Genomic DNA, 21,422 nt, shown 5'->3' on the forward strand with positions numbered 1-21,422 from the left:
ATCGGCCACGGCAAGCTCGCCTGGCGCGCCATTCACCCGATGCTGCCGGCGTCCCACGAGTTCCCCTACACGATCCGCGTCGTGTCGGAGATCACGGAATCGAACGGCTCCTCCTCCATGGCCACCGTCTGCGGTTCCTCGCTGGCGCTCATGGATGCGGGCGTGCCGCTGCGCCGTCCGGTGGCGGGCATCGCCATGGGCCTCATCCTCGAAGGTGAGCGTTTCGCGGTTCTGTCCGACATCCTCGGCGACGAGGATCACCTCGGCGACATGGACTTCAAGGTGGCGGGCACCGATCAGGGCATCACCTCGCTCCAGATGGACATCAAGATCGCCGGCATCACCGAGGAGATCATGCGCGTTGCGCTGAGCCAGGCCAAGGAAGGCCGCGCTCACATCCTCGACGAGATGAACAAGGCGCTGACCGCGCCGCGCGCCGAGCTCGGCGAGCACGCGCCGCGCATCGAGACGATGCAGATTCCGGTCGACAAGATTCGCGAAGTCATCGGTTCGGGCGGCAAGGTCATCCGCGAGATCGTGGAGAAGACCGGTGCGAAGATCGACATCAACGACGACGGTCTCATCAAGATCGCGTCGGCCGACGGCAAGTCGATCAAGGCGGCCTATAACTGGATCCGCTCCATCGTGGCGGAGCCGGAAATCGGCGTGATCTACGAAGGCACGGTCGTGAAAGTGATGGAATTCGGAGCCTTCGTGAACTTCTTCGGTTCCCGCGACGGCCTCGTGCACATCTCGGAGCTCGCCAAGAACCGCGTCGGCAAGGTGACGGACGTCGTCAAGGAAGGCGACAAGGTGAAGGTGAAGTTCCTCGGCATGGACGAGCGTGGCAAGGTCCGCCTCTCCATGAAGGTGGTCAACCAGGAGACCGGCGAAGACATCACCGAGCAGCTCAAGGCCGAGCGCGAAGCCGAAAAGGCCCAGCGCGACCAGCAGAAGTCTGCCAACGCCGGCGAGTAACGTTACGTAAAATTGACAATCCTGAGCCCCGTATCGATGATGCGGGGCTTTTTTATGCTGGAGAGCAGCCAACAAGGCAGGGGCGTATGGGCGAGCCGCAATTTGAAAGAATTCAATCGCTGTTACTGGGGGCGCTGCTGGCTTTGCCGCTTTCCATGGGCGAAGCCCATGCGGATACTCTATGTGGCCGAGAAGTGGTATCGATCGAACGGCTTCGTGACGACGTTCTCGGCGGATCCCGCACCAAAAAGATCACCGACACTGACACGTCTGTCCAATTTTCGGATGATCAACATCGTGTCCTTTGGACATTCTTGAAAGCTGCACATCCGGCCGCTCCGGCCGTCCTTTGCCAGACACCAGTCACAAAGGATGGCAAGATCTCCTTAAGCCTAGAGGCGTGGTGTGGAGGCCCCAAAGTTAAATGTGACGCTCTTATCGCCGAGTTTGGAAAACATCAGGCGGAACTCAGCCGATGAATCCTGGAGGCTTCGTCGCCTGAGAAACTCTGAAAGCTGTCGGACACCGCATAGTGACTTGCATGCCGCTCATTTATCGGCCTTTCCGCTCCTCAAGAGTCAATCGGCCAAGGGTGGCAAGGTAAAGTTCCTCAGCACCGAGGCGCTGCTTGGCCCTTCCTTTTTTCATGTCCAGGGCACGAGCCTCACTTGAGAGAAAGATAAATATCCGTCGGCGGCGTACTGGGTAGGCTGCTGATCCAGTTCTCGGAGACGGGTGTGTCGGCCGCATAGATCCGATGCCAGTGTAGGGCGACATGCTGGCGACGGCGGCCAGCATCTCGAAACTCAATTCTTCTTCCAGATGATCGTGGATGTAGGAGGCGACCCGCGTCAGGCGGCTGGCGTAGCTGTCGGAAGTGGCGTTTCCATCGCGGAGACCCGTGTTTCAGGCGTGTGGACCAGCTTAGGCAGAGTGCCTTTGATAAGTCCTGCTGTTCTTCAGTCGGAGCCGTCAGCCCGGCCGCCGGCCTTCAGTGGAATTGACGTCCTGTGGGCGAGATATTATTTAGAATTGTTCTAAACAAGGTCCCGTCATGCTGTCACGCCTCTTCGGTTTCGGCCGCCGCCCCTTCGACTCGCTCACCGAACAGGAAATCCTTGCGCTTGCCATCTCGTCCGAAGAGGACGATGCGCGGATTTACCGGTCCTACGCGGACGGCCTCGGCCCTGCCTTTCCTCAATCGGCCAGGGTCTTCGAGGAGATGGCAGCCGAGGAGGACAGCCACCGCGCGGCCCTGATCGAGTTGCACCGGCGACGCTTCGGCGAGACCATTCCGCTGATCCGCCGCGAGCATGTCCGCGGTTATTACGAACGCAAGCCCGACTGGCTGGTGCGTCCGCTCGGCATCGACAAGGTGCGTGCTGCAGCGGAAGACATGGAGGCGCAGGCCCACCGCTTCTACGTGGAGGCAGCCAAGCGTACCCGGGATGCTTCCACACGCAAGCTCCTCGGAGACCTGGCGGCAGCGGAGCAGAATCACGAATCCCTCGCGCGACGGCTCGGCCTCGCCTACACGCCCGGATCGGTGCGGGAGGAGGAGGGCCGGACCGAGCGGCGGCAATTCATTCTTACCTTCGTGCAGCCCGGCCTTGCCGGCCTCATGGACGGATCGGTCTCGACCCTCGCGCCGATCTTCGCGGCGGCCTTCGCCACTCAGGATACCTGGCAGACCTTTCTGGTCGGCCTCTCGGCGTCGGTCGGCGCGGGCATCTCCATGGGCTTCACGGAAGCGGCGCACGACGACGGCAAGCTCTCCGGGCGTGGCTCGCCGGTCAAGCGGGGCTTCGCCTCAGGGATCATGACTGCCATCGGCGGCCTCGGCCACGCCCTGCCCTACCTCATTCCGCATTTCTGGACCGCGACTTTCATCGCGGCCGCCGTGGTGTTCGTGGAACTCTGGGCCATCGCGTTCATCCAGAACCGCTACATGGAGACGCCTTTCCTGCGCGCCGCCTTCCAGGTGGTGCTCGGCGGCGCGCTGGTCTTCGCAGCCGGCGTCCTGATCGGAAATGCCTAGAGCATCGGACGCAAAAGTGGGAACCGGTTTTGCGTGAAAAGATGCTCAAAGACATAGAATGACAGCATCGGACGTGAAAAGCGGCCCTGGACATCTCCGCAGAACCCTGCGGTGATCTTTACCCTTTCCGTTCGGACAGGGTGAACCACCCGATTCCGACGATCACGAGGGCGGCGCCCAGCCATTCGGAAACGCCGACGGTGTCGCCGAGCACGGCCATGGCGAGCACGATGGTGACCACGGGGCTGAGCATGCCGATGGTGGCATTGGCCTGGGCGGAGATCTGCTTGAGCGCGGCGCTCAAGAAGAACGACGGCAGCACCGTTGCGCCGAAGGCCAGCGCGAGACCTAAACCCCACAGCGAGGGAGAGACCAGAATGGTCTCGACGGGATGCGTCGCCAGAAACTGGAGAATGACGGCGATGCCGGCCGCCCCCATGGCGATGCAGGTGAAGAGCTGCGGACCGATCTTCATGATCAGGGGCTTGGCGAGCAGCTGGTAGAGCGCGAAGGTGACGGCGGCGGCGAGGACGTAGAGAGTGCCGGTCGTCGTGGCCGATCCGGAAGCCGCCATGTTCTGCACGAAGAGCAGCGCCAGTCCGGCATAACTGACCGCGAAGGCCAGAAGCGCCTTGAGCCTGATGGGCTGGCGAAAGAAGGCCGCGCCGAATAACACCACGAAGAGCGGATAGGTGAACAGGATCAGCCGCTCGAAATGCGCCGAGATGTATTCGAGGCCCTTGAAGTCGAGATAGCTCGAGGTCCAGTAGCCGATGAGCCCGACGCCGATCATGCGCAGCATCAGTGTCGTGTCCGGCATGGTTTCGCCTTTGGCTTTCATGCCTCTCACGGCATGAAGGCCGATGACCACGTAGAACGGCAGGGCCAGGATCATGCGCAGAGCCAGGGTCGTTTCCGCGTCGATTCCTTGCGCATAGGCGAGCTTGATGAGAATCCCCTTGGAGGCGAACAAAGCTGCGCCGATGGCCGCCATGGCGTAGCCCGTATAGGGCGGGCGCTTGGCGTCGAGGGCGATCGTCTGAGAGGTCATGGCAGGATTCCTTGGCCTGCAAGCTCTTTCACACCGCTTTTCGCGGCACAAGACGGCACGACGCAGCCCCCCGTTGCGGCCAAGGCGCGGCAAGCGAGCGTATCGTGCGGAGCGAGAGGAGCGGACGCGGGAAGTGGCTTCCACTTTTGGGATCGATCCGATGCTCCCTTCTTGGAAAGAGCGCATCGTTCTCGCGAAAAACCGGAGCCACTTTTTCGCACGGTGCGCTAGAGCCTATTGCATTCTGACGGGATCAGAATGCTTGCTCTTTCTCTTTGGCGAAGCATCGTGCGAAGAACCGGTTCCCACTTCTTCGCACGATGCTCTAGGGGGCCGCTCGACGATGCGGTGCCTGACGGATTTTAGGCATCGGCCCCGAAAGTTCATTCCACATTCGGGGCCGATGCTCTAAGCGTTGGCTTCATCCGTCATGAGGAGGGGCGGTTCATGCCGGCTACGATCTCCAGCATCGCCGAACTCGAAGCGCTCTACGGTCAGCCCGGCGAGGCCTCGCTCCTGAAGGAGGCGGACCGCATCGTCCCTGAATATCGCGCCTTCATCGAGGCTGCGCCCTTCGCGGCTCTCGCCACGCGCGGACCGGAAGGCCTCGATTGCTCGCCGCGCGGAGACGGACCGGGCTTCGTGCGGATCAAGGACGACAAGACTTTGCTGCTCCCGGACCGGCGCGGCAACAATCGTCTCGATTCGCTTCGCAACATCGTGCGCGATCCGCAGGTGGCGCTGCTTTTTCTCGTTCCCGGGATCGGCGAGACGATCCGGGTCAACGGGCGTGCGATGATTACCGTCGACCCTGCCCTGCTCGAAAGCTTCAAGGTCGACGACAAGGCGCCGAAATCCGTGATCGTGATCACGGTCGAAGCGATCTATTTCCAGTGCGCCCGGGCCATCCTGCGCTCGGAGCTGTGGAATCCGCAAAGGCATGTGACGCGCAGCACGCTTCCGAGCGCCGGCCGGATCCTAGCATCGTTGAGCGCCGACCGCTTCGACGGCGAGGCCTACGACAAGGCCTTGCCCGAGAGGCAGAAGACGACGCTCTACTAGAATGGCCCTGCCCTACTGCGTTTTCGCCGTCGAAAGGGATTCGGCCGTCTGCAGATGAGTCTTTAGAGTCGGAAGGGTCTCGTTGGCGTAGGAAGCGACGGGATCGTTCTGGCGCTTGGCTTCCCTTTCGTACTCAGCGATGTCCTTCTTGTGGTCCGTCACCATGTCCTTGACGAACTCGCGGTCGAAGGCGGCGCCCGACAGCTTGGAGAGCTTCTGATAGGTCTCCTTTTGTGCCTTGCTGGGTTCGGTAGGAGGCGTCATCTTCAGCGTGCTCGCGACCGACATGGCCTTCTGGTTGGCGGCGGAATGGTCTGTCTCGAGCTGATGTCCGAAATTCTTGACGCCGTCGCTGTTGCCCTTGTCCTGGGCGAGCTTGCCCACGGCCACCTCCGCGAGATTCCCCTCGATCGCCTTCGTCAGGAAGGCATGATCGGCCCTGTCCTGGGCCAGGGCGTAGGACGAGCCGGTCAGGGCTGCGGCAACGGTCAGGCCGGCGATGAGTCTCCTGGACATGATGCACCTCGTTCGAATCAGTGGTTCGGATACGCAGCACAGGATCCCAGTGAACGGCGGCTGGGCATCCCGGTTCCCTTCCGTTGAAGGGCCGCCGTTCCGCGGAAGTTTCGCCCGGGCCTTTACGCTGCGCCGCTGAGCGGCCAAAAGAAGAGCCTCACCGACTGTAAAGAGGTTCAACATGACGATTCAGCGCATCAATCCCGGTCCCCGCATGAGCGGCGCCGTCGTTCACGGCGACACGGTCTATCTCGCGGGCCAGGTCGCCAACCAGGCCGCCGGCAAGAGCGTCACCGAGCAGACGCAGGAAATCCTCGCGATCATCGACAAGCTCTTGGCCGAGGCCGCCACCGACAAGTCGAAGATCCTGATGACCAATATTTGGCTGACCGACATGGCCACGTTCCAGGAGATGAACGCCGTGTGGGATGCATGGGTCTCCCCCGGCAACAGCCCTGCCCGCGCCACCGTGGAGGCGAAGCTCGCCGGTCCTCAGTTCAAGGTCGAGATTGCGGTGATCGCAGCGAAATAGCGTTTCGCTGTGTGTGAAAGAGCACAGGCTTTCTAAAAGCCTGTGCTATGATATAAAGTCACTTGATATCCTGATGATATGGCAAGGAAGGGGGCTTTATGTCGACTGTTCAACTGAGCGGAAATCCATCCATCGATGGGCTTCTGACAACCGTCAAATGGGATATAGACACTCTCAACTACAGCTTTCCCCGCTTCGCCTCGTTCTATGGTGCCGGCTATGGCATAGGCGAAGCAGAGAACGGTTTTCAGCCGGTAAACGAATGGCAGCAAGCGGCTCTCCGCTATGCCTTATTTTTTGTCAGTAGTTACACGAACTTACAGTTCAACGAGATCACGGAAACAGATGAGAATCATGGAAGCATTCGGTTTTCCATGACGTCGATTTCTCCAGGTGGAACGGCCCATGGCTACTTTCCTCTGGGGACATTCACGGACGGCGACATCTGGATGGTGCCCACAGGTGGACCGCACTACCTTGATCCGAAGATCGGCAATTGGGGAATGGCGACAGTCATGCACGAGCTGGGCCATGCGCTGGGCCTGAAGCATGGGCATGATCCGAGAGGAGTGAACGATCAGCTTCCCGGCGCACTCCCGACGAACGAGGATACGTGGAGCTATTCTCTCATGACATACCGGAGCTATGTCGGTGCGCCGACGGATAACGGCGTGCAAGGCCCGACCGAGAGTGGCAACCCGACCACCTACATGCAGGATGATATTGCCGCCCTGCAATATATGTATGGCGCCAATTTCGACACCAATTCAGGCAATACGACCTATCGGTGGAACCCGGTCACGGGCGAATTCACGGTGGATGGTATCAGTTGGGGAATTCCCGAAGGTGCCAAGATCTTCATGACGCTCTGGGATGGCAATGGAATCGATACTTACGATTTGTCCGCCTATCGAACCAATCTCGTTCTCAATCTCGCGCCCGGCGCCTTTTCGACCTTCAGCATAGCGCAGGTGACCGACCTCGATGCAGGCCCGAATACTCGCCTTGCTCCTGGCAATGTCGCCAATGCTCGGTTGTACCATGGCGATGCGCGTTCGCTGATCGAGAATGCCGTCGGCGGAAGCGGAAGCGATCGAATCACCGGCAATGCCGCACGCAACACTTTGGCGGGGAATGCCGGGAACGACATCCTGAACGGCAGCTCCGGCAACGACATCCTGGACGGCGGAAGCGGCCATGACACCCTCATCGGCGGCTCGGGCAGCGACATCTTCGTCTTCAAGAACCACCGGCCGGGCAGCGCCTCTTACGACAAGATTACGGACTTCAACAGAAGTCTCGATTCGTATTTGAAGATCGACAACAAATACATGTCCAAGCTGGGGCCCGAGGGCCGCCTGAGCAGTTCCAAGTTCGTGCTCGGCACGCATGCCAAGGATGCCGGCGATCGTCTGATCTACGACAAGGCCAAGGGCTATCTCTACTACGATCCGGATGGCACGGGCGCGGCCGCCAAGCAGCTCATCGTCTATCTCACCAACAAGGCGAGCCTCGCGGCTTCGGATATCTACGTCATATGACGTGTGGCCGGCTCATGCATGCGTGAAAGCCCCTCGATGCCTGATCGCATCGAGGGGCTCGCCTGAATGAGAGATCCGGTCAGGCGCGCTGATTCTGCGCCTTAGGGGCAGGCGTGACGGCGGCCGTCGTAGCCCAGATAGGTGCCCGATGCCGGGTTATAGGACTTGAAGCGCTGAGCGCAGTAGGACTGGACGTTGCCGCCATAGACGGGAGCGGCCTGCGACTGGGCGATCGCGCCGCCGATGATGGCGCCGGTCGCAAGACCCAGAGCACCGGCCGCGAGGGCGTTGCCGTTGTTGCGGCGATAGTAGCCGTACCGGTTGCCGTAATAGGGACGGCCATAGTAGCGGCGGGGCGCATAATAGCGGTTGCCCACGTAGCGACGACCGGAATTGAAGTTGCGGCCCGAATAGTAACGGCGATGCTGCACGTAATCGGCCTGCACCTCGCCCTTCTGAATGGCCGTGACGAGATCGTTCACGGGAGCGGTCTGGGCCGAAGCCGGCGCCGTGAATCCGACCGTGCCGAGAGCTGCCGTCGCGGCCAGGGCCATGAGCATCTTTCGCATGGGATAACTCCTTCCAATCATCTCGTGTTGTGGAGCGAACGCCTCAGGCAGGAGGTCGTTCCCCGTTGCGGTATTTTTGGCTAAGGGCCCTCGCAGAAACGTGAGGTCTTTCCTACGAATGAGATCCCGTAACGTTCGGAAGCCGGATCGGGCGGCGGTGAACGCATGCGGAAGCGCCCCGGATGGATCCCAAAAGTGGATTCCGCTTTTGGGTCCGATGCTCTAGGCCCGGACTTGCGGCCCGAGCCCCACGCCGACAGACGGTCAGAGGATGAAACGGCTGAGATCCGTGTTCTTGGCGAGCGTCTCCACCTCGCCGCGCACATAAGATGCATCGATGGTCACCGTCTCGCCCGAACGATCGGGCGCGGTGAAGGACACGTCGTCGAGCACCCGCTCCAGCACCGTCTGCAGACGGCGTGCGCCGATATTCTCCACCGTGTTGTTCACCTCGACGGCCACTTGCGCCAGCGCGTCGATGGCGTCGTCGGTGAACACCAGCTCCACGCCTTCCGTATGCAGGAGCGCGACCGATTGCTTGATGAGGCTCGCCTCCGTCTCGGTGAGGATCCGCTTGAAATCCTCGACGGTGAGAGGGGAGAGCTCCACGCGGATCGGCAGGCGGCCTTGCAATTCCGGCAGCAGGTCCGACGGTTTCGAGACATGGAACGCGCCGGACGCGATGAAGAGGATGTGGTCGGTCTTCACGGGCCCGTACTTCGTCGAGACGGTCGTGCCTTCGATGAGCGGCAGCAGATCGCGCTGCACGCCCTCGCGCGACACGTCCGCGCCGGAGCGGCCCTCGCGGGCGCAGATCTTGTCGATCTCGTCGAGGAACACGATGCCGTTGTTCTCCACCTGGCGCAGGGCCTCCTGCACGATGGCGTCCTGGTCGAGAAGCTTGTCGGCCTCTTCCGTGACCAGGGGCTCATAGGCTTCCTGCACCGTGGTGCGGCGCGTCTTGCGCTGGCCGCCGAAGGCTTTGCCGAACATGTCGGAGAGATTGATCGCGCCGACGGATGCGCCCGGCATGCCGGGGATCTCGAACATGGGCATGCCGCCGCCGCCCGATTGCTGAAGCTCGATCTCGATTTCCTTGTCGTCGAGCTCGTTGTTGCGCAGCTTCTTGCGGAACGCATCGCGCGTCGCAGCGCTGGCGGTCGAACCCACGAGCGCGTCGAGCACGCGCTCTTCCGCGGCGATGTGGGCCTTCGCCTGCACCTGCCGGCGGCGTTCCTCCTTCACGAGACCGATGCCGATCTCCACGAGGTCGCGCACGATCTGCTCGACGTCGCGGCCCACATAGCCCACCTCCGTGAATTTCGTCGCCTCGACCTTCATGAAGGGTGCATTGGCGAGCTTGGCGAGGCGGCGCGAGATCTCCGTCTTGCCGCAGCCCGTGGGGCCGATCATCAGGATGTTCTTCGGCGCGACCTCCTCGCGCAATTGGCCTTCGAGCTGCTGACGCCGCCAACGGTTGCGCAGCGCGATGGCAACGGCGCGCTTCGCGTCGTTCTGGCCGACGATGTAGCGGTCGAGTTCGGAAACGATTTCACGGGGGGAGAATGTGGTCATGAGATGTCTTGGCTCAGCAAAATGTCGTCTATCCCCGAACAGGGCCGGGGATCCGCGTCTGTCGGGCCGGGACGGGCCCAACGTGTGGGGCGATCAGGTTTCATCCAGCGTTTCGATGACGATGTTCGAGTTCGTATAGACGCAGATCTCGGCCGCGATCCCGAGGGAGCGGCGGACGATGGCCTCCGCGTCCATGCCGGAATCGGCGAGGGCCCGCGCGGCGGCAAGCGCGTAATTGCCGCCCGACCCGATGGCCGCGATGCCGTTTTCCGGCTCCAGCACGTCGCCCGCGCCGGAGAGCAGCAGGCCCACCTCCTTGTCGGCGACCAGCATCATGGCCTCGAGCCGGCGCAGATACCGGTCCGTGCGCCAGTCCTTGGTGAGCTCCACGCAGGCGCGGGTGAGCTGGCCGGGATATTGCTCGAGCTTGGCCTCCAGGCGCTCGAAGAGCGTGAAGGCGTCCGCCGTCGAACCGGCAAAGCCGCCGATGACCCCGCCCTTGGACAGGCGGCGCACCTTTCGCGCGTTGCCCTTCACGATGGTCTGCCCGAGGCTGACCTGCCCGTCGCCGCCGATGACGACGCGGCCGCCCTTGCGGACCATGAGGATCGTGGTGGCATGCATGCTGCGGGGGGCGGCGTCTTCGGACACGAGGCGAACTCCAGCGGACGGGAAGGGGAAGCGATCCCCCTGACTTAATCACTCGGCGGCCAAAAGCAACGCGGGTAGCGTTTCCCGCGCGGTCTTGGTAGAAGGCCTCGTCTCAATCTCCGCAAAGGATTTTCATGATGCGCTCCGCGAGCGTCAGCCGTCGCACCGCCGAGACCGATGTGGCCGTGTCGATTGCCCTCGACGGCACCGGCAAGGCCGAGATCTCCACAGGGGTCGGCTTTCTCGACCATATGCTGGAACTCTTCGCCCGCCACGGTCTGTTCGACCTGACCGTGAAGGTGGCGGGCGACCTGCATGTGGATCAGCATCATACGACGGAAGACACCGGCATCGCCCTGGGCCAGGCCATCCTCAAGGCGCTTGGCGACAAGAAGGGCATCACCCGCTATGCGGACATCCATCTGCCGATGGACGAGACGCTGACCAGGGTCGCCCTCGACATTTCCGGCCGCCCGTTCCTGGTCTTCCGCACCGCCTTTCCGACGGAGAAGATCGGCGTCTTCGACACCGAGCTGGTGCGCGAGTTCTTCCAGGCCTTCGCCGTGCAGGCCGGCCTGACTCTCCACGTGGAGACCCTCTACGGGGAGAACAGCCACCATATCGCCGAGAGCTGCTTCAAGGGCCTGGCACGGGCCTTGCGCCATGCGGTCGCCGCGGATCCGAGGGAGGAGGGGCGCGTTCCCTCTACCAAGGGCACGCTCTAGAGCACCGGACGCAAAAGTGCGAAGCGGTTTTGCGCGGAACGATGCGACTGAAAAGTGCTGTAGGTTTCAAGCTAAAGAGACATCCTGCCCGGCAGATATCGTCGGCTTGCCGGCGGGCTTGAGGGAACGACGCCATGACCACCTATACCCTGTACCTTCCGGGCGATGCGCGGCCGGGTGATCCGGCTGCTTTGGAGGAGGCGGAGCTCGTGAAGGATGCATTCTCCTGGGGCGCCTTCTTCTTCACGTTCCTCTGGTTCTTCTTCCACCGGCTCTGGCTCGCCGGCTTGGCCGTGCTCGTGCTCATTCTCGCGTTCGGCGGCCTCCTGGAGCTGCTCAACGTCCATCCCGCGGCCGGTACCGTGGCGACGCTGCTCCTCCAGGTGCTGATCGGCCTCGAGGCGAACAGCCTCAAACGCTGGACGCTCTCGCGCCGTGGCTTCAGGCTGGCCGATGTGGTCACGGCCGCGGACAGGGACGAAGCGGACGCCAAGGCCTGTGCCCGCTGGCTCGCGCAGCGCCCCGCGCCGATCCCCACCCGCAATGCGGCCCCCGGGCCGGTTCCATCCACCCTCAAGAGACCCGATCCCGTGATTGGTCTCTTCCCTGATGCGGAGCGTCCCAGGTGAGCGTCGCCATCATCGATTACGGCTCGGGCAACCTGCACTCCGCCGCGAAGGCTTTCGAGCGCGCGGCCCGCGAGGCAGGTCTCGACCGAACCATTGCCGTGACCTCCGACCCGAGCCTTGTCGCAAAGGCCGACCGGATCGTGCTGCCGGGTGTCGGCGCCTTCGCCGATTGCCGTCGAGGCCTCGATTCCGTGCCCGGCATGGTGGAGGTGCTCCAGCGCGTCGTCCGGGAGGAGGGCCGTCCCTTCCTGGGCATCTGCGTGGGCATGCAGCTCATGGCGACGCGGGGCCTCGAGCACACCACGAGCGACGGGCTCGACTGGATCCACGGCGACGTGAAGGCGCTCACGCCGAAGGACCCCTCGCTCAAGATCCCGCATATGGGCTGGAATACGCTCGAACTGGCTAAGCCACATCCGCTGCTGGACGGCATTCCGACGGGGCCGAACGGGCTGCACGCTTATTTCGTGCATTCCTATGCGCTCTCGCCGAGCGCTCCGTCCGACGTAGTCGCCACCACGGATTACGGCGGGCCGGTAACCGCCATCGTGGGACGCGACAACATCGTCGGAACCCAGTTTCATCCTGAGAAGAGCCAGGCGCTCGGCCTCAAGCTCATCGCCAATTTCCTGAGGTGGCGCCCGTGATCCTTTATCCCGCAATCGACCTGAAGGAAGGCCGCTGCGTTCGCCTGATCCAGGGCGACATGGACCAGGCCACGATCTTCAACGACGATCCCGCCGATCAGGCCGCTACGTTCGAGCGCCAGGGCTTCGAATGGCTGCACGTGGTCGATCTCGATGGCGCCTTCGCGGGTAAGCCGATGAATGCGTCCGCCGTCGAGGGAATCCTGAAGCGCGTGAACATTCCCGTGCAGCTCGGCGGCGGCATTCGCGACATGAAGACCGTCGAGGGCTGGCTCACCAAGGGCGTCACCCGCGTGATCATCGGCACGGCCGCCGTGCGCGATCCCGCCTTCGTGCGGGAGGCCGCGCGGCTCTATCCCGGCAAGATCGCGGTGGGCATCGACGCGAAGGACGGCCTGGTGGCCGTGGAAGGCTGGGCACAGACCTCGACCCTGTCGGCAGAAGAGCTCGGCCGCCGTTTCGAGGATGCGGGCGTGGCCGCGATCATCTACACGGACATCGCCCGCGACGGGATCCTGAAAGGTCTCAACTTCCCGATGACCCTGGGGCTTGCCCGCGCGGTCTCGATTCCGGTCATCGCCTCGGGCGGCCTCGCCTCCATGACCGATATCGAGCGCCTCACGCAGCCCGATTGCGCCGTGCTCGACGGCGCCATTTCCGGCCGCGCGCTCTATGACGGGCGCATCGATCCGGAAGAAGCGCTGGCGCTGCTGCGCTCCGCCCGTAAGGACAATGCCTGATGCTCAAGATACGCCTCATTCCCTGCCTCGACGTGAAGGACGGACGCGTCGTGAAGGGCGTGCAGTTCGTCGACCTCGTCGATGCGGGCGACCCGGTGGAAGCCGCGAAAGCCTATGACGCGGCGGGCGCGGACGAACTCTGCTTCCTCGACATCACCGCGAGCCACGAGGCGCGCGGCATCCTGCTCGACGTGGTGCAGCGCACGGCGGAAGCCTGCTTCATGCCGCTCACCGTCGGTGGCGGCGTGCGCACGGTGGAGGATATCCGCAAACTCCTGCTCGCCGGTGCCGACAAGGTCTCGATCAACACCGCCGCCGTGAAGAATCCCGACTTCGTGCGCGAGGCCGCCGAAAAATTCGGCGCGCAATGCATCGTCGTCGCCATCGACGCCAAGAAGGTTTCAGGTGGGGGCGAGGAGCCGCGCTGGGAAATCTTCACCCATGGCGGCCGCAACGCCACGGGCATCGACGCGATCGCGTTCGCCAGGCAGGTGGCGGAACTCGGGGCCGGGGAACTGCTGGTGACCTCCATGGACCGGGACGGCACCAAGGGCGGCTACGATCTCGCCCTCGTGCGGGCCATCGCCGATGCGGTCTCGATCCCGGTCATCGCCTCCGGGGGCGTCGGCAATCTCGATCACCTGGTCGACGGGGTCGAGAAGGGGCATGCGAGCGCCGTGCTCGCGGCCTCGATCTTCCACTTCGGTACGCACACGATCGGCGAGGCGAAGCACTACATGGCCGAAAAGGGCCTCAAGATGCGGCTGGACGAGCCCGCCAAGAGTGCGGCTTGATCGCGAACGGAAAGAATCCATGACGAGCTTCACTCTCGACGATCTCGCCCGCATCGTGGCCCAGCGCGCCGCCGCGCCTGCATCCGAGTCCTATACGGCCAAGCTGCTCGTGGATGGACCGGCCAAGGCGGCCAAGAAGCTCGGCGAGGAGGCCGTGGAGGCGGCCATTGCGGCTGTTCAGGGCGACCGGCAGAATCTCACCGCCGAGGCCGCGGATGTGCTGTATCATCTTTTGGTCGTGTTGCAGGGCGCTCATATTCCGCTAAGTGACGTTCTGGCCGAATTGGAGCGCCGTACCGCGCAATCGGGGCTCGCCGAGAAGGCTGCGCGCAAATCGTGACCCGCCGTCACGAGGTCACAGCAGGGGGCTCGCATGGATCAGCCCAACATGATTTCGCCTGAGGCCGATGACGGCCTTTCGCCCTACCGCACGTTCACGCGGGACGAGTGGGCGAAGCTGCGCGCCGATGCGCCCATGACGCTGACCGCCGACGAGGTGCTGCAGCTGCAATCCCTGAACGATCCGATCTCCCTCGACGAGGTGGCGGCGATCTATCTGCCGCTCTCGCGCCTGCTGTCGCTCTATGTGGCGGCGACGCAGGGCCTGTTCAGGGCCACCCAGCGCTTCCTGCTCGCCGAGCAGGAGGAAAAGGTGCCCTATATCATCGGCGTGGCGGGCTCGGTGGCGGTGGGTAAATCCACGACGGCGCGCGTGCTGAAGGCGCTTCTCGCCCGCTGGCCCAATACCCCGAAGGTGGATCTCATCACCACCGACGGCTTCCTGCTCCCCAATGCCGAGTTGACCCGGCTCGACCTGATGGAGCGGAAAGGTTTTCCGGAGAGCTACGACACCGGCAAGCTCCTGCGCTTCCTGGCCGACATCAAGGCGGGCAAGCGCAACGTGAAGGCGCCGCTCTATTCGCACCTCGTCTATGACGTGGTGCCGGGCGAGGAAACGAATGTCGACCGGCCGGACATCCTGATCGTCGAAGGCCTCAACGTGCTCCAGCCCGCGCGCCTGCCGAAGGACGGCACCGCCATTCCCTTCGTGTCGGACTTCTTCGACTTCTCCGTCTATATCGACGCGGAAGAGGACGATCTGCACCGCTGGTACGTGAACCGCTTCCTGAGGCTTCGCCACACGGCGTTCCGCGATCCGCTGTCCTATTTCCGCCGCTACGCGGAGCTTTCGGAGACGGATGCTGTCGCCATTGCCGACGGGCTCTGGAACCGCATCAACCTTCTGAACCTGCGCGACAACATCGTGCCGACCCGCCAGCGCGCCAGCCTGATCCTGAAAAAGGGCGCGAGCCACCGGATCGAAACCGTGGCGCTGAGAAGGCTGTGAGCTAGGCAATCCGAAGCGCCATGTTAATGCGCCGATCATTGTGGACCACATGTTCAGCTAGTCGAAACACCTCATCCATATCTGGGTGTCTCAAAGCATTCTCCCTCCTGACGAGGTCCCCCAGGAACTTCGTTTCCTCATTCGCCCAATCGTCAGCAATGCCATGCTCGATCGGGTCTAGAACCATGAATTGAGGCGGGCCGTCGGAGACGCGGCACCGTAGTGCGATGATATGGCGAGGATGATCGGGCATGCCTTCGCCCCATCCTCCGACACTCAAAACTATATCTACGCCTTGTGTTTCGATGTGACCTTCGGTCCATACCGCAAAATAGACTGCACAGACCAAATTGTGCCTGTCGATGAAGCCGTTCACTCTTATTGTGCGCCGTCCGCAGCAGTCACACAGAAAAGACCGCTCCATTGTGCCTGGTTCCAGAGTGATCTCTCCTGGAGGTACATCTTCGGGAAACCAGGACGAATAGGAATGGTTATTCATCGCAAAGCCTACCTCAAACATGATTGAAATATAATACCATATAAACGTAGAACGGTGGAATCAACCTTCCCCAATCTTGAGCGTTGTCCCTCCGTTGTATGGAGGAGCCATGGTGACGCCACCGGTCGAGGACAAGCTCGAGCGCAGCGCCGAGCACGCCAAGAAGGCGGCTGCGCAGACCCAGGAAGCGGCCGAGAACACGCAGGAAGCCGCCGAACAGACTCAGGTCGCCGCGACAACCGCGGCCAAGGCCACCGTTCAGCTCAAGGACAGCGCCGACCGGCGCACGGAGCTGGCGGCCAACCGCACCGTCTTCGCGGCCGAGCGCACCTATGCGGCCTGGGTGCGCACGGGCCTTGCCGCGCTCGCCTCCGGCATCGGTGCCCAGAAGCTTCTCGAAGGGGTGGTGCCGGGATGGATGATCGTCTCGACCGGCTCCGTGCTGGTGCTGTTCAGCGCCTTCTGCTTCGCGGCGGCCGTGTGGCGTCAGGTCTTCACCGGATCGCAGCCGCCGCAGCCGGACGTGCGGCGCCTTCAGCCGTCCATGCTGGTGATCTTCAACGGATTCCTGGCGCTCGTTTCCCTCGCGGCCCTGTTCGGGCTCTGGTTCGGGCGAACGGGCGGGTGAAACTTATCATCGTCATGCCCGGATCAGGTCCGGGCATGACGCAGGACAATCGACCTTACCCCAGCAGCCCTTCCTGCTGCGCAAGCTCGCGCAGGTTCGCCTGCGGGCGCGCGCCGAGATGGCTGATGATTTCCGCGGCCGCCAGGCCGCCGAGACGGGCGCAGTCGGTCAGGTCCAGGTTCTGCACGAGCCCGGCGAGAAAGCCGGAGGCGAAGAGATCGCCCGCACCGGTGGTGTCGACCACGCGCTCGACCGGGAAGGCCGGAACGGCAAGCGTCTCGCCCCGGCTCACCACCATCGCGCCGTGTTCCGAGCGGGTGATGACCCCGAGCAGGTTCTCCTCCCGCAGGGCGGCAAGCGCGCTCTCGGGCGAGGAGGTGCCGTAGAGGCTCTGCAGCTCGTGGATATTGGCGAAGAGAATGTCCAGGCTGCCGTCGCGCATGAGGCCTAAAAACTCGTCGCGGTAGCGGTCGACGCAGAAGGCGTCGGAGAGGGTCAGCGCCACTTTGTTGCCTGCCTCGTGCGCGATTGCCACCGCCTTGCGGAAGGCTTCCTTCGCGGCCGGCGGATCCCAGAGATAGCCTTCGAGATAGACGATGCTGGCCGCCCGCACGGTGTCGGACTTCACGTCGTCCGGGGTGAGGTTCTGGCAGGCGCCGAGATAGGTGTTCATGGTGCGCTCGCCGTCCGGCGTCACCAGAATGAAGCTGCGCGCGGTCGCCGGGCCGTCCTCGGCCGGCGTCACGTCGTAATGGACGTCGATGGCCCTCAGATCGTGCGCGAAAAGCTTGCCGGTCTCGTCGTTCTTCACCTTGCCGATGAAGCCCGCCTTGACGCCGAGGGCCGCGACGCCCGCCGCCGTGTTGGCGCCCGAACCGCCCGACACGATGATGGCGGGTCCCATGTCGCGATAGAGCTCTTCCGCGCGGGCCTCGTCGATGAGCTGCATGGCGCCCTTGTGCACCTTCTTCTCGATCAGGAAGGCCTCGTCGGTATGGGCGAGCACGTCAACGATGGCGTTGCCGAGCGTGAGCACGTCGATGCGGGTCTGGGACATGAACAACCACGATGTTGGAGGGAATCAAGGGCGCTTTGGCATCCGGCGCCCCGGGGGTCAAGGCTCCTAGCGCATCGTGCGGAAAAGTGGATCCGGTTTTCCGCTCAAACGATGCGCTCTTTCCAAGGAGGGAGCATCGGACCCAAAAGTGGATGCCACTTTTGGGTCCGATGCTCTGGCTTTAAACAGCGTCCTGCACGGCCTGGATCGGCACCGGCGCGCGCCGCTCGCGGTCCTGCGCATGGTCGAGAATGGCGAGCATGTCCTCGAGGTCGCCCTCCGTGAGGGCGCGGATTTCGCGGGCGAGGCGATTGGCCAGCAGGGTCGCCCTGGAATCGGCCCCGGCGGTGTCGATCTTCACCCTCGGATCGGAGAGATCGGCGAGACGGGTCAGCTCGTCCGCCTCGTCCCAGATGATATGGAAATATTGCAGCACGCCTTGAATCAGAGCCCAGGTGGGCTTGCCGCGCTCGCCGCGCTCCAGGGCCGAGAGATAGGCGCTCGAGACGCCCAGATGGGCCGCCATGTCCTTCAACATCAATCCGCGTTCGCGGCGCAGCTGCCGCACCCGTTGGCCAAAGGGGGTCATGTGATCATCCCGCACCCCGCCTGCGGCGGAGCCTGACATAGAGTGCACCGGAACCGCCGTGTTGGGGAGAGGCTTCCTCGAAACCGATCACAAGAGATCTCAGCTCGGCCAGACGAAGCCAATGGGGGACCATGCGGCGCAGGATTCCGCGTTCCTCGGCCATTATCCCGCCCGAAGCGGCGCCGCCCTTGCCGGTGATGACGAGCACGACGCCGCAGCCCGAGTTCTGCGCCCGGTGCAGGAAGCTGGTGAGGGCGAAATGCGCCTCCTCCTGACGCATGCCGTGGAGATCGATGACGCTGTCCACATCCTTGCGGCCGCGTCGCAGGGCGACGAGGGTCTTGCGCTCGACGGGAGCCAACGGCGGGAGAGAAGGCTGCTTCGGCTGAGGGGGAAGCGGGGGCAGGGGAGCCGGAGGCGCCAGCGGAACCTTCGGCGCGGGAGCGGTCGACATCTCCTCTTCCGGCTCGGGCTCCGGCGGCAGCGCCTTGCCCTTCATGGGCTTGACGTGACGGGCCACGTGCGACCAGAGCCGCCGCTCTTCGGAGCTGAGCTGACGTGTCCTGCGGCGCTTGGTCATGAGAAGGTTTTCATCGGGCTTTGGGCTTGAGCACCACGAAGCGCACGGCGTGGCGGAGCAGGCCCGCGCGGATGCCTGCCTCGTCGCCGCTGCCGAAGAAGAAATCACCCCGCGCGGGGCCGACGATCGCCGAGCCCGTATCTTGCGCGATCATGAGTCGCCGCAGGGGCTCCGATCGTTCGAGCGTGAGGGGAAGATCGCCTTCCAGCCAGAAGGGCAGGCCATAGGTCCAGAGCTGGCGGTCCACCGCGAGGCTGCGGCCGGGCACCAGCGGAAAGCCCGCCCCGCCGATGGGACCGTCCTCGGGCGCCAGTTCGTTGGCCTCGCGAAAGAAGATATAGGACCGGTTCTGCCGCATCAGCTCCCGGGCCGGGCCGGGATGGTCCTTCAGCCAGCCCATGAGTTTGGCGAGCGTCATGGATTCGAGATCCATCTCGCCCCGCTGCACCAGAACACGGCCGATGGAGGTATAGGGGCGTCCGTTGCGGCCCGCATAGGCGACGCGCATGACCGACCCGTCGGTGAGGCGGATGCGGGACGAGCCCTGCACGTGAATGATGAAGGCCTCGCCAGGCTCGCGCAGATAGACGATGGGCTTGGCGAGCGTTCCGAGCGCCCCGTCCTCGATCGCGGCGCGGTCGGGATAGGGCTCGTAGCCTTGTCCCGTGCGCCGTGCGGCCTGGAGACCTTTGTCGATTCCGGGCAGGGTTTCGCCCTGCGGAATCGTCACGAGGTCGTCGGGTCGCGCCAGCAGGGGAACCGTATAGCGCGAATCGGGCGTGCGCGAGCCCTGGAACTCGGGCTCGTAATAGCCGGTGAGAAAGCCGCTGCCGGCCGGAGGGACGACCGCGAAGGGCGTAAAATGCGTTTCGAAAAACCGTCGCGCCTCGTCACGAGGCAGATCGGGGCTCTTCAGGGCCAACCGGCAGATGGCGAGGAGATCGCGCTCGGGAGCCTGGGCTGGCCGCAATTCCGCGGCGCTCGCATCGAGGGCACGGCAGGAGCGGAGAAAAGCCCTGAAGGCAGCCGCATGATCGTCGTCCTTCCAGGAATCGAGATCCCCGAAGGATAAGGGCTCAAGGCGCGCCTGAGCCGCCGGACGCGAATCGGCCTCTGCCCGCGGCATGGTCAGGGTCCAGGCGAAAAGGCATGCGAGAACGGCTCGCCCGGCATGCCTCATTGCCCCGCTTCGGTTGCCACGAGCTGCCAGTTGGGATCGCGGCTGCCGAGCTGGCGGGCGAAGGTCCACACATCGGTGACCTCGGCGACCTGGTCGGGACTTCCGTCGACGACTGCACCGGATCCATCGCGGGTCACCGTGATCAGCTGCGAGACGAAGCGCACGACGATCTGGGCCGTCTTGCCGTAGACCTCGGCTCCCGCCATTTCGGCTTTGTCGATGGACACGAAGGTTGTTTCCACACGCTCGCCGCGCTGCTCGCGCTCGGTGATGGCGCGCTCGAACCCCTCATAGACGTCTCGGGAGAGGAGGTCCTTGAGAGTTTTGCGGTCTCCGGTCGCAAAGCCCGTGACGATCATCTCGTAGGCGGCCTTGGCTCCCTCCAGGAAGCCGGCCGGGTCGAAACCGGGCTCGGCGCGGGCGATGGTGTCCAGGGCCGTGGCCATCGGGGTACCGGGCTCGGCGAAGCCCTTCCAGCGCTCCGTGGTCTGGATTTCGGCCGCCGGTCGGGTCCCGTTGGGGCCCGGGAGATGCACCACATTGTGATCGGCCTCGGCCGGCGGATTGCCCGGACGCAGGGGAGCATCGCGGCGAGACAGCGGATCGAAGGGCGGCTGCTCGCTGCCGGTCTTCTGCCCCAACACCGATCGAAGGCGCCAGATCACGAAGATGGCGAGAACGATGAAAATAAGGGTCGTGATGTCGAAGGAATCCTGCATCGTCGATCCGTTGTCAGCCTGCCGGGACCCGGCTGGCGCCGGGCATGACCCCGCGGTGAAAGGAGGGTTCCTTTGCATATGGGGTCCAGGGGTCGTAACATCCACCTCTCCCCGCGACAAGCACAAGGAGGCTCGCAAATCTTGCCTCCCGTGCCCGGAACTGATAGCGCGAGGATCCGTGGCCCGCTGCCGATCAGGTGCCTTCATGATGTGAAGCGCCCCGTCCGGGTCAACCGATTGACCTCTCTTCGGAGCATGAAACCATGGCCGATAATCCGGCAAACAACGGAGCGCCCGGCGGTATGCCCGCGCTGAACGCCCTTGCGCAGTACTGCAAGGATTTCTCGTTCGAGAATCCCAATGCCCCCCGTTCGCTGCAGCAGCAATCCGAAGGTCCGCAGATCAACCTGCAGGTCAACGTGAATGCCAAGCAGCTGGCCGAGGCCGATTTCGAGGTGGACCTCACCCTCGAAGGCAATGCCAAGGTCGGCAATGACGTGCTGTTCGCCTTCGAGCTCACCTATTCCGGCGTGTTCCGTGTACAGAACATTCCGCAGGATCAGCTGCATCCGGTGGTGATGATCGAATGCCCGCGCCTGCTGTTCCCCTTCGCCCGTCAGATCGTGGCGGACGCGGTGCGCAACGGCGGCTTCCCGCCCCTGTACATCGACCCGATCGACTTCGTGGCTCTCTACCGCCAGCGCGCCAGCGAGCTTCAGTCTCAGCAGGGCGGGCAGACCCTGTCGTAAGACGATCAAGCCTTTTCAGACCATG

Annotated in this window: 26 protein-coding genes; 15 read left to right on the top strand and 11 right to left on the bottom strand. The window is 63.5% G+C overall.

Annotation, left to right across the window (positions count from 1 at the left end; translation table 11 throughout):
* The 3 genes from AB8841_RS09405 to mbfA form a co-directional block, all read left to right on the top strand.
* Positions 1–978, top strand: a 978-nt coding sequence (locus AB8841_RS09405; protein ID WP_370435596.1) for a polyribonucleotide nucleotidyltransferase, incomplete at its 5' end; no start/stop codon positions are given.
* A gap of 86 nt (positions 979–1,064) precedes the next feature.
* Complete coding sequence (locus tag AB8841_RS09410; RefSeq protein WP_370435597.1) at positions 1,065–1,457, top strand: hypothetical protein; 393 nt, start codon at positions 1,065–1,067, stop codon at positions 1,455–1,457.
* Positions 1,458–2,032: 575 nt separating this feature from the next.
* Complete coding sequence (gene mbfA / locus AB8841_RS09415; protein WP_370435598.1) at positions 2,033–3,016, top strand: iron exporter MbfA; 984 nt, start codon at positions 2,033–2,035, stop codon at positions 3,014–3,016.
* A 118-nt stretch (positions 3,017–3,134) separates the two neighbouring features.
* Here the strand turns inward: mbfA and AB8841_RS09420 are convergent, their stop codons facing one another.
* Positions 3,135–4,067: a DMT family transporter gene (locus AB8841_RS09420; RefSeq protein ID WP_370435599.1), complete on the bottom strand. Its 933-nt coding sequence runs from the start codon at positions 4,065–4,067 to the stop codon at positions 3,135–3,137.
* Between the two features lie 447 nt (positions 4,068–4,514).
* Between AB8841_RS09420 and AB8841_RS09425 the strand changes: the two genes are divergently transcribed.
* Positions 4,515–5,129, top strand: a complete 615-nt coding sequence (locus AB8841_RS09425; RefSeq protein ID WP_370435600.1) for a pyridoxamine 5'-phosphate oxidase family protein — start codon at positions 4,515–4,517, stop codon at positions 5,127–5,129.
* A gap of 12 nt (positions 5,130–5,141) precedes the next feature.
* Here the strand turns inward: AB8841_RS09425 and AB8841_RS09430 are convergent, their stop codons facing one another.
* A complete protein-coding gene (locus AB8841_RS09430) occupies positions 5,142–5,645 on the bottom strand; it encodes a DUF4142 domain-containing protein (protein WP_370435601.1) in 504 nt (167 codons plus the stop codon).
* 181 nt (positions 5,646–5,826) lie between these two features.
* Between AB8841_RS09430 and AB8841_RS09435 the strand changes: the two genes are divergently transcribed.
* Both AB8841_RS09435 and AB8841_RS09440 read left to right on the top strand, forming a co-directional pair.
* Entirely contained in the window at positions 5,827–6,177 is a 351-nt protein-coding gene (locus AB8841_RS09435) for a RidA family protein (protein WP_370435602.1), read from the top strand.
* Positions 6,178–6,551: 374 nt separating this feature from the next.
* Positions 6,552–7,718 (top strand): M10 family metallopeptidase C-terminal domain-containing protein, encoded by a 1,167-nt coding sequence (locus AB8841_RS09440; protein WP_370435603.1) that lies wholly within the window; start codon positions 6,552–6,554, stop codon positions 7,716–7,718.
* 101 nt (positions 7,719–7,819) lie between these two features.
* Here the strand turns inward: AB8841_RS09440 and AB8841_RS09445 are convergent, their stop codons facing one another.
* From AB8841_RS09445 to hslV, 3 genes are all read right to left on the bottom strand, one after another.
* A complete protein-coding gene (locus AB8841_RS09445; protein ID WP_370435604.1) occupies positions 7,820–8,287 on the bottom strand; it encodes a BA14K family protein in 468 nt (155 codons plus the stop codon).
* A gap of 264 nt (positions 8,288–8,551) precedes the next feature.
* Positions 8,552–9,862 carry an ATP-dependent protease ATPase subunit HslU gene (hslU, locus tag AB8841_RS09450; RefSeq protein WP_370435605.1) on the bottom strand — a complete coding sequence of 437 codons (1,311 nt, stop codon included), beginning with the start codon at positions 9,860–9,862 and terminating at the stop codon, positions 8,552–8,554.
* A 93-nt stretch (positions 9,863–9,955) separates the two neighbouring features.
* Complete coding sequence (gene hslV / locus AB8841_RS09455) at positions 9,956–10,486, bottom strand: ATP-dependent protease subunit HslV (protein ID WP_370439231.1); 531 nt, start codon at positions 10,484–10,486, stop codon at positions 9,956–9,958.
* Between the two features lie 164 nt (positions 10,487–10,650).
* Between hslV and hisB the strand changes: the two genes are divergently transcribed.
* The 7 genes from hisB (at position 10,651) to coaA (ending at position 15,396) form a co-directional block, all read left to right on the top strand.
* Positions 10,651–11,238: an imidazoleglycerol-phosphate dehydratase HisB gene (gene hisB, locus AB8841_RS09460; RefSeq protein ID WP_370439232.1), complete on the top strand. Its 588-nt coding sequence runs from the start codon at positions 10,651–10,653 to the stop codon at positions 11,236–11,238.
* Between the two features lie 134 nt (positions 11,239–11,372).
* Positions 11,373–11,867 (top strand): DUF2628 domain-containing protein, encoded by a 495-nt coding sequence (locus AB8841_RS09465; RefSeq protein ID WP_370435606.1) that lies wholly within the window; start codon positions 11,373–11,375, stop codon positions 11,865–11,867.
* Positions 11,864–12,514, top strand: coding sequence for an imidazole glycerol phosphate synthase subunit HisH (gene hisH / locus AB8841_RS09470; protein WP_370435607.1), 651 nt, complete (start codon positions 11,864–11,866; stop codon positions 12,512–12,514). Before AB8841_RS09465 ends, hisH begins: the two co-directional genes overlap by 4 nt.
* Positions 12,502–13,254 carry a 1-(5-phosphoribosyl)-5-[(5-phosphoribosylamino)methylideneamino]imidazole-4-carboxamide isomerase gene (hisA, locus tag AB8841_RS09475; protein WP_370435608.1) on the top strand — a complete coding sequence of 251 codons (753 nt, stop codon included), beginning with the start codon at positions 12,502–12,504 and terminating at the stop codon, positions 13,252–13,254. Before hisH ends, hisA begins: the two co-directional genes overlap by 13 nt.
* Positions 13,254–14,048, top strand: coding sequence for an imidazole glycerol phosphate synthase subunit HisF (gene hisF / locus AB8841_RS09480; protein ID WP_370435609.1), 795 nt, complete (start codon positions 13,254–13,256; stop codon positions 14,046–14,048). Before hisA ends, hisF begins: the two co-directional genes overlap by 1 nt.
* A gap of 19 nt (positions 14,049–14,067) precedes the next feature.
* Positions 14,068–14,388, top strand: coding sequence for a phosphoribosyl-ATP diphosphatase (locus AB8841_RS09485; RefSeq protein ID WP_370435610.1), 321 nt, complete (start codon positions 14,068–14,070; stop codon positions 14,386–14,388).
* Between the two features lie 33 nt (positions 14,389–14,421).
* Positions 14,422–15,396, top strand: a complete 975-nt coding sequence (gene coaA / locus AB8841_RS09490; protein WP_370435611.1) for a type I pantothenate kinase — start codon at positions 14,422–14,424, stop codon at positions 15,394–15,396.
* A 1-nt stretch (position 15,397) separates the two neighbouring features.
* Here coaA and AB8841_RS09495 read toward each other — a convergent pair whose 3' ends face one another.
* The gene (locus tag AB8841_RS09495; RefSeq protein ID WP_370435612.1) at positions 15,398–15,772 is read right to left on the bottom strand and encodes a hypothetical protein; all 375 of its coding nucleotides are present in this window, start codon (positions 15,770–15,772) and stop codon (positions 15,398–15,400) included.
* Positions 15,773–16,004: 232 nt separating this feature from the next.
* Here AB8841_RS09495 and AB8841_RS09500 point away from each other — a divergent pair, with 232 nt between their 5' ends.
* Positions 16,005–16,523 carry a YidH family protein gene (locus tag AB8841_RS09500; RefSeq protein ID WP_370435613.1) on the top strand — a complete coding sequence of 173 codons (519 nt, stop codon included), beginning with the start codon at positions 16,005–16,007 and terminating at the stop codon, positions 16,521–16,523.
* 55 nt (positions 16,524–16,578) lie between these two features.
* Here the strand turns inward: AB8841_RS09500 and AB8841_RS09505 are convergent, their stop codons facing one another.
* From AB8841_RS09505 to AB8841_RS09525, 5 genes are all read right to left on the bottom strand, one after another.
* Positions 16,579–17,580: an adenosine kinase gene (locus AB8841_RS09505; RefSeq protein ID WP_370435614.1), complete on the bottom strand. Its 1,002-nt coding sequence runs from the start codon at positions 17,578–17,580 to the stop codon at positions 16,579–16,581.
* Between the two features lie 181 nt (positions 17,581–17,761).
* Entirely contained in the window at positions 17,762–18,169 is a 408-nt protein-coding gene (locus AB8841_RS09510; protein ID WP_370435615.1) for a helix-turn-helix domain-containing protein, read from the bottom strand.
* Between the two features lie 4 nt (positions 18,170–18,173).
* The gene (locus tag AB8841_RS09515; protein ID WP_370435616.1) at positions 18,174–18,749 is read right to left on the bottom strand and encodes a Smr/MutS family protein; all 576 of its coding nucleotides are present in this window, start codon (positions 18,747–18,749) and stop codon (positions 18,174–18,176) included.
* Positions 18,750–18,759: 10 nt separating this feature from the next.
* Positions 18,760–19,875: a murein transglycosylase A gene (locus tag AB8841_RS09520; RefSeq protein ID WP_370435617.1), complete on the bottom strand. Its 1,116-nt coding sequence runs from the start codon at positions 19,873–19,875 to the stop codon at positions 18,760–18,762.
* A gap of 50 nt (positions 19,876–19,925) precedes the next feature.
* Positions 19,926–20,648 carry a Tim44/TimA family putative adaptor protein gene (locus tag AB8841_RS09525; protein WP_370435618.1) on the bottom strand — a complete coding sequence of 241 codons (723 nt, stop codon included), beginning with the start codon at positions 20,646–20,648 and terminating at the stop codon, positions 19,926–19,928.
* A 263-nt stretch (positions 20,649–20,911) separates the two neighbouring features.
* Here AB8841_RS09525 and secB point away from each other — a divergent pair, with 263 nt between their 5' ends.
* The gene (gene secB, locus AB8841_RS09530; RefSeq protein ID WP_370435619.1) at positions 20,912–21,397 is read left to right on the top strand and encodes a protein-export chaperone SecB; all 486 of its coding nucleotides are present in this window, start codon (positions 20,912–20,914) and stop codon (positions 21,395–21,397) included.
* Positions 21,398–21,422 lie beyond the last annotated feature (25 nt).

Origin of the sequence: Microvirga sp. TS319, assembly GCF_041276405.1 — a bacterium.
Classification (GTDB): Bacteria; Pseudomonadota; Alphaproteobacteria; order Rhizobiales; family Beijerinckiaceae; genus Microvirga.